General features: G+C 74.0%; 11 protein-coding genes. 5 read left to right on the top strand and 6 right to left on the bottom strand.

Annotated elements, in window-relative coordinates:
- Nucleotides 1-52 precede the first annotated feature (52 nt).
- Together GBN72_RS01785 and GBN72_RS01780 are read left to right on the top strand one after the other, a co-directional pair.
- Nucleotides 53-1,021, top strand: coding sequence for an AurF N-oxygenase family protein (locus GBN72_RS01785; protein ID WP_151769836.1), 969 nt, complete (start codon nucleotides 53-55; stop codon nucleotides 1,019-1,021).
- Between the two features lie 70 nt (nucleotides 1,022-1,091).
- A complete protein-coding gene (locus tag GBN72_RS01780) occupies nucleotides 1,092-2,726 on the top strand; it encodes an FAD-dependent oxidoreductase (protein ID WP_151769835.1) in 1,635 nt (544 codons plus the stop codon).
- On the opposite strand, the gene GBN72_RS01775 is transcribed toward GBN72_RS01780, so the two are convergent.
- Complete coding sequence (locus GBN72_RS01775) at nucleotides 2,717-3,421, bottom strand: TetR/AcrR family transcriptional regulator (protein ID WP_151769834.1); 705 nt, start codon at nucleotides 3,419-3,421, stop codon at nucleotides 2,717-2,719. The two genes, GBN72_RS01780 and GBN72_RS01775, sit on opposite strands and share 10 nt — an antisense overlap.
- Nucleotides 3,422-3,617: 196 nt before the next feature.
- Between GBN72_RS01775 and GBN72_RS01770 the strand changes: the two genes are divergently transcribed.
- Nucleotides 3,618-5,456, top strand: coding sequence for a cholesterol oxidase substrate-binding domain-containing protein (locus GBN72_RS01770; protein WP_151769833.1), 1,839 nt, complete (start codon nucleotides 3,618-3,620; stop codon nucleotides 5,454-5,456).
- Between the two features lie 395 nt (nucleotides 5,457-5,851).
- Here the strand turns inward: GBN72_RS01770 and GBN72_RS01765 are convergent, their stop codons facing one another.
- From GBN72_RS01765 to GBN72_RS01745, 5 genes are all read right to left on the bottom strand, one after another.
- A complete protein-coding gene (locus tag GBN72_RS01765; RefSeq protein ID WP_174887057.1) occupies nucleotides 5,852-6,094 on the bottom strand; it encodes a hypothetical protein in 243 nt (80 codons plus the stop codon).
- 221 nt (nucleotides 6,095-6,315) lie between these two features.
- Nucleotides 6,316-6,723, bottom strand: a complete 408-nt coding sequence (gene msrB, locus GBN72_RS01760) for a peptide-methionine (R)-S-oxide reductase MsrB (RefSeq protein WP_151769832.1) — start codon at nucleotides 6,721-6,723, stop codon at nucleotides 6,316-6,318.
- Between the two features lie 17 nt (nucleotides 6,724-6,740).
- Nucleotides 6,741-8,144, bottom strand: a complete 1,404-nt coding sequence (gene murC / locus GBN72_RS01755) for a UDP-N-acetylmuramate--L-alanine ligase (protein ID WP_151769831.1) — start codon at nucleotides 8,142-8,144, stop codon at nucleotides 6,741-6,743.
- A 251-nt stretch (nucleotides 8,145-8,395) separates the two neighbouring features.
- Nucleotides 8,396-8,887, bottom strand: a complete 492-nt coding sequence (locus GBN72_RS01750; protein ID WP_151769830.1) for an indole-3-glycerol phosphate synthase — start codon at nucleotides 8,885-8,887, stop codon at nucleotides 8,396-8,398.
- A gap of 231 nt (nucleotides 8,888-9,118) precedes the next feature.
- Nucleotides 9,119-9,922 carry a pyrimidine reductase family protein gene (locus GBN72_RS01745; RefSeq protein ID WP_151769829.1) on the bottom strand — a complete coding sequence of 268 codons (804 nt, stop codon included), beginning with the start codon at nucleotides 9,920-9,922 and terminating at the stop codon, nucleotides 9,119-9,121.
- A gap of 37 nt (nucleotides 9,923-9,959) precedes the next feature.
- Between GBN72_RS01745 and zapE the strand changes: the two genes are divergently transcribed.
- Nucleotides 9,960-11,066 (top strand): cell division protein ZapE, encoded by a 1,107-nt coding sequence (gene zapE, locus GBN72_RS01740; protein WP_151769828.1) that lies wholly within the window; start codon nucleotides 9,960-9,962, stop codon nucleotides 11,064-11,066.
- 186 nt (nucleotides 11,067-11,252) lie between these two features.
- Nucleotides 11,253-12,815: an FAD-dependent oxidoreductase gene (locus GBN72_RS01735; RefSeq protein WP_151769827.1), complete on the top strand. Its 1,563-nt coding sequence runs from the start codon at nucleotides 11,253-11,255 to the stop codon at nucleotides 12,813-12,815.
- Nucleotides 12,816-12,871: the final 56 nt, after the last annotated feature.

Raw genomic sequence — 12,871 nt, 5'->3', positions numbered from 1 at the left:
CCCCCCACCCGCCTCGCCTCCGGGGCGGCCCGGCCGACAACCGAGGACGAAGATGACCGCGAACCTCAGCAGGAAGGCCTACGACGAGCGCCTGCGGACCCTGTCCGAGGGCTCCGTCAACGTCAACTTCAACCCCTTCACCGACATCAGGTGGGACGACCCCGAGTTCGCCGTGGACACGAGCGACCCCCGCTGGGTGCTCACCTCCGCGGACGCCCTGGGCGCCCACCCCTGGTACCAGGAACAGCCGCTCGAGACCCGGATCCGCATCGGGATCTGGCGCTGGGCGGTCATCGCCAAGGTGGGAATGCAGTTCGAGAACCTCCTCATGCGCGGGGCGCTGGACTACGTCTACCACCTGGGCAATCAGGACGAGGAGTTCAGGTATCTCACCCACGAGATCACCGAGGAGACCCACCACACCCAGATGTTCCAGGAGCTGGTCAACCGCACCGGCGTGGACACCGCGGGCGGGAAGCGCTGGTTCCGCCAACTCAGCCGGATCCTGCCGCTGTTCGGCTCCCTGTACCCCGAGGCGTTCTTCACCGGCATCCTGGCCGGCGAGGAGCCCATCGACCACCTGCAGAAGGGCGCCCTGCGCAGCGGGGAGCCGGTGCACCCCCTCCCGCAGCGGATCATGCAGATCCACATCGCCGAGGAGGCCCGGCACATCTCCTTCGCCCACGAGTTCCTGCGCCTGCGCGTGCCGCACTTCGGCAAGGTCCGTCGCGGCGCCCTGTCCGTCCTCTTCCCGCTGATCATGCGCGTCCTGTGCGACGTCATCATGATCCCCGACAAGAAGTCCGCCGCACTGGCCGGCATCCCCGACCGGGTGATCAAGGACGTCTTCTGGAAGTCCGAGGCGGGCCGGAAGATGCTCCGCGAACTCTTCTCCGACGTGCGGATGCTCGCCGAGGAGATCGGTCTGATGAACCGGGTCTCCCGCCCACTGTGGCGGGCCCTGCGCATCGACGGCCGCCCGGCCCGCTTCCGCGGCGAGCCCGCCCCGCTGACCGAGTAGCAGCCGCCCGGGCCGCCGGCCGGCCCCGCACCACCCTTCCCCCGAACGCCCGAACGGAGACCAGTCCGCCGTGCCGTACGTCGTCACCCGATCCTGCTGCGCCGACGCCTCCTGCGTGCTGGCCTGTCCGGTCAACTGCATCCACCCCGCACCGGGCGAGCCCGGTTTCGCGACCGCCGAGATGCTGTACGTCGATCCGCGCACCTGCGTGGACTGCGGCGCCTGCACGAGCGCCTGCCCGGTGGACGCGCTGAAGCCGCACACCGCCCTCGGCGAGAAGGAGTTGCCGTTCATCGAGCTGAACGCCGCCTACTACAAGGAGAATCCGCACGCCGACCGCGCGCCCATGTACGTCGTCCCCCGGCAACGCACCCTGCCGGAGGGTGAGTTGTCGGTGGCCGTCGTCGGCGCCGGTCCCGCCGGTCTCTTCGCCGCCGACGAGTTGCTGCGCCACCCGGGTGTCCGCGTCACCGTCTACGACCGGCTCCCCACCCCGTACGGTCTCGCCCGGGCCGGCGTCGCGCCGGATCACCAGGACACCAAGCAGGTCACCGAACTCTTCCGGACCATCGAGTCCCAGCCCGGCTTCAGCTACCGTCTCAGCGTCGAGATCGGCACCGCCCTCACCCACGCGGACCTGCTGCGCGCGCACCACGCGGTGATCTACGCGGTCGGCGCCGCGACCGACAAGCGCCTGGGCATCGAGGGCGAGGACCTGCCCGGCAGCGTGTCCGCCACGGACTTCGTCGCCTGGTACAACGGCCACCCCGACCACGCGCACGACGTCCACGACCTCGGCACCGAACGCGCGGTCGTCATCGGCAACGGCAACGTCTCCCTCGACGTCGCCCGCATCCTCACCGCCGACCCCGACGCCCTGGCACGTACGGACATCTCCGACCGGGCGCTCGCGGCGCTCCGCGGCAGCCGGATCCGGGAGGTCGTCCTCCTCGGCCGCCGCGGGCCCGCCCAGGCCGCGTTCACCGTGCCCGAACTCCTCGCGCTGTCCGCCCTCGAGGACGTCGACGTGAGCGTCGAGGGCCGGCCCGGCGACCTGGCGCCGGACGGCGACGAGAAGACCCGGCTGCTGTCCGAACTGGCCGCCCGTACACCGGTCGAGGGCCGCCGCCGGATCGTGCTGCGCTTCCTGACCGTACCGGTGCGGATCACCGGCGAGGGAGGGGTACGGGCCCTGGAGGTCGCCCCGGCCACGCTGCGCACCGACGACGACGGCACGGTGCGTGCCGTGCCCACCGGCGAGACCCGCGTCCTGGAGACCGGCCTGGTCCTGCGCGCCGTCGGGTACCGCGCCCGGCCCGTCCCCGGCCTGCCGTTCGACGAGGACAGCGCGACCGTCCCGCACCGGGCGGGCCGGGTCGAGCCCGGTGTCTACGTCGCGGGCTGGATCAAGCGCGGCCCGACCGGCTTCATCGGCACGAACAAGACCTGCGCCCACGAGACGGTCGAGTCCCTCCTCGACGACTTCGCCGCGGGCCGCCTCACCGCGCCGGTGCCGGGTGCGACCGTGGCACCGAACGCCCTGGACCTCGCCGCCTGGCGGGCGATCGACCGCGCGGAGCGCGCGGAGGGCGAGGCGCAGGGCCGGCCCCGGGTCAAGCTCACCGACACGGAGTCCCTGCGGCGCGCGGCGGCGGGCGTCCCGGCCGTGACCGGCGCTCCGGCGGCCCGGTCCCGTCAGCCGTGAGCGGCCGCGAGCTCCTCGAGGTCCGACACGCGCTGCTGCGGCGACAACTCCACGCCCAGACTCCGCAGTGTCGAGTCCAGGACCGCCCAGACCGACCGGCAGAGCATCGCGCGCAGCTCGTCCTCCGACTGCTCGGGCTCGGGATCACGCATCCACTGGTTGACCGCGGTGTCGACGAACCCCACGATCCCGACCGCGACCGAACGGATCGGCGCCCGCGGCACTCCGAGGGCCTTCAGCACGTCCCCGAACCGCTCGCCCAGCATCAGCGCGATGGCCGTCTTGGTGTCCGCCACCAGGGAGCCGTCCCCCATGGAGTGCTCGGCGACGCCCATGTAGGCGTAAAGGCGCGGGTGCTGGGACACCCAGTCCAGGTGCGCGCCCACGACACGGTGCACGGACTCCTCGATCGTCCCGTCGAAGGCGAGCGTGGGCTCCATGCGCCGCACGAAGGACTCCACCACCCTGCGGCGGATCGACTCGTCCAGTGACGCACGGTCCTTGAAGTGCCGGTAGAGCACGGACCGGGGCAGCCCCATGCGTTCGGCCAGGCGCTGCATCCGGAAGTGCGCGCCCTCCTCCTCGATGAGCGCGACCGCCCCGTCCACCAGCTCGCCCTGACGCTGTTCCTTGTGCTTGTGCCAGCGGGTGGAGCGTCCGTCCGTCTGCGGCTCGTCACCCGTTCCGTCCACCATCGCGCCAGGATATCGGCCGTTCGAACAGGCGAGCGTCCCCGAGCGCGGCGGCATCCGCGCGCACCGTCGCGGGACGCGGCGGTCACCACGTGAGGAAACCGCGAAGACCCGGGCACCCGGGGTCCGTCGGCGGATAGCGTGTGCACCCGTCCGGCCCGGCACGGCCGGGTCCGGTGGGACAGGGGAGGTCTCCGGCATGGCGGACGTATCTTCGGTTCACGGCGACGGGCTGTCGCGGCGCCGACTGCTCGCGTCGTCGGCCGCCGCGGGCGGCGCGGTGTGGCTGCTGCGCGGGCTGGTCCGGCCCGGCGGCGCGTACGCCGCCGACGCGCCCCCGCCGCCGCCGGGTTTCCCGGCCGGACCCGACGTCTACCGCCGCGTCTACGAGAACTGGGCCGGCGAGATCCGCACCGACCAGTTGTGGACGTGCGCCCCGCGCCACCCGCAGGACGTGCTCTCCATCGTCAACTGGGCGCACGGCGCGGGCTGGACGGTACGCGCGCAGGGCAAACGGCACGGCTGGGCGCCGCTCACGGTGGCCGACGGCACACCGGCCGCGACCCGGGTCGTCCTGCTGGACACCACCGCGCACCTCACCGCCATGTCGCTGGAGCGGCGGGCCGCCGACGGCTCGGCCGAGGTCAGGGTCCAGACGGGCGCCACCCTGGAGGACCTGCTCGCGTTCGCCGGCGCGGCCGGTCACGGAGTCACCGCCGCGCCGGCGCCCGGGCAGCTGTCGGTCGGCGGCGCGCTCGCCGTCGGCGCGCACGGTACGGCCGTCCCCGCCACCGGCGGGAGCACGCCGCCCGGCCACGGCTACGGCTCGCTGAGCAACCTGGTCACCGAGCTGACCGCGGTCGTCTGGGACCAGGGCACCGGCCGCTACGTGCTGCGGACCGTCGGCCGGACGGACCCCGACTGCGACGCGCTCCTCGTCCACCTCGGCCGTTCGCTCGTCACCGAGGCCGTCCTGCGCGTGGGCGCCGACCAGAACCTGCGCTGCCAGTCCCTCCTGGACATCCCGGCCGCCGAACTGTTCGCCGCCCCCGCCGACGCGGCCGGGAAGCGGACCCTGGCCGGCTTCGTCGACCGGACCGGCCGGGCGGAGGCGATCTGGTTCGCCTTCACCGACAAGCCCTGGCTGAAGGTCTGGAGCGTCGCTCCGCGACGGCCGCTGGGCTCGCGCGCGGTCGACGAGCCGTACAACTACCCGTTCTCCGACTCCCTCCCCGAGCCGGTGGCCCGGCTGGCCGGATCCCTGGTCTCGGGGGCCTGGGCGAGCGCGCCGCTCTTCGGTCAGGTGCAGTACCTGCTCGCCAAGGTGGCGCTGACCGGCGACATCACCGACGTCCTGCTCTCCGGCGACCTCGTGCGGGACCTGCTGACCGGTGACGTCCTGACCCACCTGCTGGCGGGCGGGCTGCGGTCGGACCTGTGGGGCGCCTCCCGCAACCTGCTGCAGTACATCCGGCCCACCACGCTGCGCGAGACGGCCAACGGCTACGCCGTGCTCGTCCGCCGCGCCGATCTGCAGTGGGTGGTCAGCCAATTCGCCGACTTCTACCGCACGCTGCTCGCCGCGTACGCGGCGCGCGGCGAGTACCCGGTCAACGGCCAGGTGGAGATCCGCGTGACCGGCCTGGAGGACCCGTCCGTGTGCGGCGTACCCGGCGCGCGGCCACCTCTGCTGTCCGCCGTGCGGCCGCGCCCCGACCGGCCGGACGTCGACACCGCCGTGTGGATCGACGTCCTCTCCCTGCCGGGCACGCCTGCTCTGCACCGCTTCTACCGGGAGCTCGAGCAGTTCCTGTTCGCCCTGGACGGGGACCGGGCGACGGTCCGGGCGGAGTGGTCCAAGGGCTGGGCCTACACCGACACCGCCGCGTGGTCCGACCCGGACGTCCTCGCCCACACCGTCCCCGCCTCCCTGCGCGCCGGGGGCGGCCCGGGCTGGGACGAGGCCGTCGCGACCCTGGAGCGGCTCGACCCCCACCACGTGGTGTCCGGCCCCTTCGTCGACACCCTGCTGCGCTGATCCCGCGGGCGTGCCGGTGCCGGTGGGGGCCCGCCCCACACCCTCGTCACGGGACTCCCCGGCCGTCGGCCGGTGTTCGGAACAAGATCCAGGAAGAACTGGCCTTCGGGCGCGTCGAGTTGAGAGGATGCCCGAGAGCCTTTGGCCAACGCGCCACGGGCTGTCACGCCGACATGGAGGGGATCAGCCGCATGGACGACATCTTCGGGGAGTTCATCGAGGAGATCGTGGAGGAGACGGCCGAGGAGTTCGTCGAGGAGGCCGTCGAGGACGCCGTCGAAGGCTTCTTCGGCTGACGGGCGGGCCGTCCGACGCGGCGACGGCCCGCTCCGCCGCCGCGTCCCCACCGCCGCCGACGTCCCCGGCGTCGCCGCCGGGGACGTCCACCTGGCCGGTCATACGGCGTGCCCGTGCGCGTCCGGCGGGTTCGGCACCTCAAGCCCCAGGGTGACGGTGCGGGAGCCCGGGGAGAACGCGGCGAAGGACTGTTCCCAGCTCTCCCCGGACCAGCGGTAGGTGACGCGGCCTTCCGCCGGACGGCAGTGGGCCGTGTACACCGTGCCCAGCCGCTGGTCGTACGCGCCTTGGTGCAGCGGCGGTCGCAGCATCGCCGCCGGGTCGACGCCCGCCGCCCGCACGGCGGCCGGCCGCTCCTGTGTCCGGGTGAGGCGTTCCTGCTCGTCGGGAACCGGGGGTGCTGATGGTTGGCGGCGCGGGAATCCTGCGCCTCGGTCAGCGGGATGTCGGGGGCGTATGACGCGTACTGCCGTCCGGCCGGCGACGGCCGCGCGGCTCCCGACGCACCGGGCCCCGGCCGACGTGCGACCGGGGCCCGGGCGGCAGGGGGGACGAGGACGGCTCAGTCCTGCGCCGGCTCCAGCCGCAGGGAGATCGAGTTGATGCAGTACCGCTGGTCCGTCGGCGTCGGGTAGCCCTCGCCCTCGAAGACATGACCCAGGTGGGAACCGCAGCGCGCGCAGCGGACCTCGGTGCGGACCATGCCGTGCGAGGTGTCCTGGATCAGTTCGACCGCGTCGGAGTCCTTCGGGTCGTAGAAGGACGGCCAGCCGCAGTGGGACTCGAACTTGGTGCCCGAGGTGAAGAGTTCGGCCCCGCAGGCGCGGCAGGAGTAGACGCCCTTCGCCTTGGTGTCGGTGTACTCGCCGGTGAAGGGGCGCTCGGTGCCGGCCTGGCGCAGGACGGCGTACTCCTCGGGGCTGAGTTCCGCGCGCCACTGCTCGTCGGGCTTGTCGATCTCGTAGGCCATGGTGTGCGCCTCCCCTTCTACCGGTTCTGCTCTGCGAGACGGTCCAGGATCAGCGGGCCGAGGTCGGTGACGTCGCCCGCTCCCATGGTGAGAACGAGATCACCGGGCTTGGCCATTCCCGCGATCACCCCGGGGGCCTCGGCCTTGTCGTGGACGGCGGTGACGTCGGCGCCGGTCTCGCGGGCGGCGTCGATGATCAGCTCGCTGGTGATGCCCGGGATCGGGTCCTCGCGGGCCGGGTAGATGTCGAGGACCACGGAGGCGTCGGCGAGGGCGAGCGCCTGGCCCATCTCGGTGCCGAGCTCCTGGGTGCGGGAGAACAGGTGCGGCTGGAACAGAACCAGTATCCGGCCGCCCACGGGAAGCCCGGCGCGCATCGCCTCGAGGTCCGCGGTCATCTCGGTCGGGTGGTGCGCGTAGGAGTCGATCACCTGGACCCCGGCCGCCTCGCCCTTGAGCTGGAGCCGCCGCTTGACGCCCTTGTAGGCGGCGATCGCGGGCGCCAGCTCCTCGGCCGGGATGCCGAGCGCCACGCCCGCCGCGAGGGCGGCGACCGCGTTGTGGGCGTAGTGGCGGCCGGGCACCGAGACCGTGAAGGTGAGCGGCGCGTCGTCGATCTGCACGGTGACGTCGCTGGTCAGGCCCTTGGCGACGACGGCGCCGACCCGGACGTCGGCGTCCGGGGACTCGCCGTAGGTCACCGTGCGGATGCCGGTGCCGGCCAGGCGGGCGGTGAGTTCGCGGGCGCCCTCGTGGTCGGCGGAGATCACCAGCGTGCCGCCGGGGACGATCCGGCCGGCGAAGATCCGGAAGGAGTCGTAGATCTCCTCCATGGACGCGTAGTTGGCGTGGTGGTCGAGTTCCACGTTGAGGACGATGGCGACCTCGGGGGCGTACTTGTGGAAGCTGCGGTCCGACTCGTCCGCCTCGGCGACGAAGATCTCGCCCGAACCGTGCGCGGCGTTGGACCCCGGCACGTCCAGGTCGCCGCCGATGGCGTACGACGGGTCCAGGCCGAGGGCGCTCAGCGAGACCGCCAGCATGGAGGTGGTGGTGGTCTTGCCGTGGGTGCCGGCCACGGCGATGGGGCGCAGGCCGTCCATCAGGCGGGCCAGCGCGTCCGAGCGGTGGACGACCGGGATGCCGAGCTCGGCGGCGCGGGCCAGCTCCGGGTTGTCCTCGCGGATGGCGGAGGAGACCACCACGCAGGTCGCGTCGTCGGCGAGGTGGGCCGCGTCGTGGCCGATGTGGACGGTGGCGCCCAGGGCGCGCAGCGCCTCGGCGGTGGCGGAGTCCTTGGCGTCGCTGCCGGCGACCTTGGCGCCCCGCTGCGCGAGGATCTTCGCGATGCCCGACATACCGGCGCCGCCGATGCCGATGAAGTGCGGTCGGTCCATGGCGGTGGGCAGGCCGGGTGCCATGCGTGTCTCCCTGCGGTGGTGCGGTCGTGTCCGCGCACAGCCTAGTACCGACGACCGGCACGGCCCCGGACGGCCGCACCGGGCCGGTACCGCGGCAGGACCGCCGAAACGGCCCGCGGCGCGCCCGCGGTGCCCGCACGACACGGGCCGCCGTCGGACGCTCGGACGCCGTCGGCCGCCGTCCCCGCGGCGGGACGCCCGCGGCGGGCCGCCGTGGCGCGGGCCCGTCCGCCGCCGCGCGGCCCCGCCGCTCAGGTCGCGGACTGGCCCTGGGTCCTGCTGTGCGAGAAGAGCTTGAGGACCGGCACGCCCACCTTGTGGCGGGCCCGCGAGGCCCAGTCGCGGTGGAAGAACTCCTCGACGTAGTGCGGGTCGGTCAGCACGATCACCTCGTCCGCGCCGACCTCCTCGACGACGGATCTCAGCGCGTCCAGCGGGTGGTCCTCGATCAGCCGCCCCTCCGCCTCGCTCCCGGCGGCGCGCAGCGCCACCAGCGAGATGTCGAGGGCCTGGCGTCCCTGCTCGGCGGCGTCCTTGCCCTCCGGCTGGGCGGCCTCCCGGGCCGCCTCGTCCAGCGCGCCGAGGGCGATGTCGTCGATGGCGCGGAGCAGCCGGTCGGCCTGGTCTCCGCGGGGCTGGAGGAGGACATGGAAGGAAACCGGCTCGTCGCCGTGCAACGTGGTGACGAACTCCACGTCGGCCGAGGTCAGAGCCTTCTCGATCATCAAAACGCTGGTGAACACGTCAGGCGCCCCTTTTCTCCACTCACGGACCTGAGGGGCCCGCTGTCGTCCGTGGCCGGGCAGCGGCGCCGCATGCCGCTGCTGAAACCATCCTGCCCGTTCGCTCCGGCGCGGACCGAGGATTTCCGTCGGCTCGGGCCGGGCCCGGAGGATCTCCATGTTCCACCGATCCCGCGCCTCAATCCCGGCCGAACGGGCGCCTCCGGGCCGGTCGGAGCCTGTCCGGGCCGGTCAGGGCCGGTGGTAGCGGCTGAACAGGAAGCCGTCCTCCTCCAGCAGCGAGCCCAGCACGAAGCGGTGCGGCACGGCCACGGAGGGGCCGCCCGCGACGCGCTGGGCGTCGCCGGCCGTGAGCATCGGGGCGACGGTGAGGCACAGCTCGTCCAGCACGCCCGCGGCGACCATCTGGCCCAGCAGCCGGGGTCCGCCCTCGGTGAGCAGCCGGGTGTGGCCGAGCCCCGCCAGCGCGTGCACCGCGCGGGCCGGGTCCACGCCCATGCCGTCGCCCGCCACCACCACGCGGGCGCCCGCCTTCTCGGCGGCGGCGACCCGGTGCGGGTCGGCGGCGGCGCCGGTGAGGATCAGGGTGGGCGTCGTCGGCGAGGTGAACAGCGGCAGGGAGAAGTCCAGCTCCAGGCCCGCGGAGACGACGGCTATCGCGGGCGCGGGCCCCTGCCCGGACGCCTCGCGGCGGGCGGCGAACTCCTTGCGGGCGCGGGCGGGCCGGTACCCCTCCTGCCGGACCGTTTCGGCACCGACCACGACGACGTCGGCCAGGGCCCGCAGCGTGCCGAAGATCCGCATGTCCGCGGCGCTGGAGATGGGGTGCGAGCGGCCGTCGTGCTGGGCCGCGCCGTCGAGGGTGGAGACCATGTTGGCGCGCAGCCAGGGCTCTCGGCTGCCGGGCCCGCCCTGCGGGTCGGTGGGGTGGGTCGGGTACGCGTAGGCGTCGGCCAGTTCGTCGAGGGTCCACTCGCGGTCGGCGGCGGCCGGGGCGGTGGCTGTCTCTTGGGTCACAGGGAACAGGCGTCGCATGACACGCAGTGTGACATGCCGCTTAACATGGGGAAGCGTGTCGCCTTCCCCCTCCGCCGCCGGTCGCGGACCCATAGCCGAAACGGCCCCGCAGTCCCTGTGCGCCCGTGAACCCCACGTTCCCGCCGACCGCCTGGTGGCGGAGATGGTGCCGCCGCCGCGTTTCGGCTCGGCCCGCTTCGGGACGTACATACCGGACCCGAACCAGCCGAGCCAGACCGAGGCGGTCCGCGTCCTCGAGGGGTTCGCCGCCTCTCTCGACGGGGCCCCGGCGGACGGCGGCGGCGGTGCGATGCGCCGGCTGTTCGGCCGCGGCAGGGCGAAGCCGGCCGCCCCGGCCGGACCGCGCGGCGTCTACCTGGACGGCGGGTACGGCGTCGGCAAGACCCACCTGCTCGCGTCGCTGTGGCACGCCACCCCGGCGGAACCGGCGCTGAAGGCGTTCGGCACCTTCGTCGAGCTGACCAACCTGGTGGGCGCGCTGGGCTTCCAGCAGACCGTGAAGACCCTCTCCGGGCACCGGCTGCTGTGCATCGACGAGTTCGAGCTGGACGACCCGGGCGACACCGTGCTGGTGTCCACGCTGCTGGGGAAGCTGGTGGAGGCCGGGGTCGCGCTGGCCGCCACCTCCAACACGCTGCCGGGCAAGCTGGGCGAGGGCCGGTTCGCGGCGGCGGACTTCCTCCGCGAGATCCAGGGCCTGTCCGCGCACTTCCGCGCCCTGCGCATCGACGGCGAGGACTATCGCCACCGGGGCCTGCCGGAGGCGCCGCCGCCGTTCTCCGACGAGCAGGTGCGGCGCGTCGCCCAAGCCACGCCGGAGGCCACCCTGGACGACTTCCCCGCGCTGCTCGACCACCTCTCACGGGTCCACCCCAGCCGGTACGGCGCGCTGACCGACGACCTGGCCGCGGTCTGCCTCACCGGTGTGACGGCCGTGCCGGACCAGTCCACGGCGCTGCGGCTGGTGGTCCTGGCCGACCGGCTGTACGACCGTGAGGTGCCGGTGGTGGCCTCGGGGGCGCCGTTCGACGAGCTGTTCAGCGCGGAGATGCTGGCCGGGGGGTACCGGAAGAAGTACTTCCGGGCCATCTCGCGGCTGACGGCGCTGGCCCGCGACGCCAAGCCGCTGGTCGAGGCCTGACCGTCCCGCCCGGGCGGGACCCGGCCGACGGCCGCCGCGCCCCCGGGCCCGCCCGGGCGGCCCGCCCGCCCGGGGCGACTCGAGCGGGACGGTCCGAGCGAGGCAGCACCGTTCGAGGACGGCTCGGGCGGACCGGCGTCGATCGGACCGGCACTGATCGGGCGGGCCCGGGGTACCCGGCGCGGCATGAGCACTCGTTACCCTCCGCTCGGACCGTCCTACTGGATGCGGACGGCCCCCGGCGACGAGCCGTATCCCTCCCTGGCCTCCGACGTGGACGTGGACGTCGCGATCATCGGCGCGGGCATGGCCGGTCTCAGCACGGCCCACGAGCTGATGCGCGCCGGCCGGACCGTGGCCGTGCTGGAGGCGGGCCGGCTGGCCGGCGGTGTCAGCGGGTACACCACCGCCAAGCTGACCGCCCTGCACGGCATGGTCTACGCACGGCTGCGCAGGACCCGCGGCGCCGAAGGGGCCGGCCTGTACGCGCGGTCGCAGACCGAGGCGGTCGAGCACGCCGCGGCCCTGGTCGAGGAACTCGGCATCGACTGCGACTGGGAACCCCGCAGCGCGTACTCCTACGTCACCGACCCCGCCCGGGCCGACGAGGCCAAGGCGGAGGCGGAGGCGGCCCGGGCGGCGGGACTGCCGGCCGTGTTCACGCAGGTCACAGGACTGCCGTTCCCGGTGGCCGGGGCAGTGCGGGTCGACGGGCAGGCCCAGTTCCACCCGCGTTCCTACCTGCTGGCGATCGCCGCCGACCTGGCCGCGCAGGGGGCGCTGATCCTGGAGAACACCCGCGTCACCGGCCTCACCGAGGGCGAACCGCACCTCCTGGAGACGGACACCGGCAACGTGGTGCGCGCCCGGGACGTCGTGGTCGCGACCCACTACCCGGTCTTCGACCGGGCCCTGCTGTTCTCCCGGCTGAAGCCGCGCCGCGAGTTCGTGGTGGCCGGGCGGATGCCGGACTCCCTGGACCCGGACGGCATGTACATCACCTCCGAGGAGAACACCCGGTCGGTGCGGACCGCGCCGCTGGACGCCCCGGGGAAGCGGCTGCTGATCGTCACCGGCGAGCACGTCCTGCCCGGCACCGGCGACCCGGAGGAACGTTTCCGGCGGCTCGCGGACTGGGCGGTGGCCAACTTCCCCGGCGTCGAGCCGGCGTACGGCTGGGCCACGCAGGACACCGACGCCACCGACACGGTGCCGCTGGTCGGGCCGCTCCACCCGGGGGCGCGGGGGCTGTGGGTGGCCACCGGGTTCCGCGGCTGGGGCATGAGCGGCGGCGTCATGGCCGGCCGCCTGCTCGCCACCTTGATCGACGGCGGCACCAGCCCGTGGGCCGCGCTGTACGACCCGCGCCGGGTGCTGCCGGTGGTCCGGGAGGCGCCACGGTTCCTCCGGACCCAGACGGAGGTGGCCAAGCACTTCGTCGGCGACCGGCTGGCGGCGGCGTGCCGGCCGACGCCGGTCGAGGACATCGAGCCGGGGGACGGGGCGGTGGTGCGGGTCGGCGGTGAGTCGCTGGCCGTCCACCGGGACGACGAAGGGGCGCTGCACGCGGTCTCGGCCCGCTGCACGCACCTCGGCTGCCTGGTCGGGTTCAACGCCGCCGAACGCGCGTGGGAGTGCCCGTGCCACGGCTCCCGCTTCGCCCCCGACGGCTCCGTCCTCCAGGGCCCGGCGACCCGGCCCCTGGCCCGCCGCGACCTCCGCCACCGCCACGACACCCCGCCTTCCTGACGCCGATCCGGCGCCCCGGGGCGCCGGCCCCCTCCCGCGGCCGCGGGAGGGGGCCT

It is taken from the genome of Streptomyces abyssomicinicus (assembly GCF_008974245.1).
Taxonomy (GTDB): Bacteria; Actinomycetota; Actinomycetes; order Streptomycetales; family Streptomycetaceae; genus Streptomyces; species Streptomyces abyssomicinicus.
This window is presented reverse-complemented; position numbering and strand designations above follow the sequence as displayed.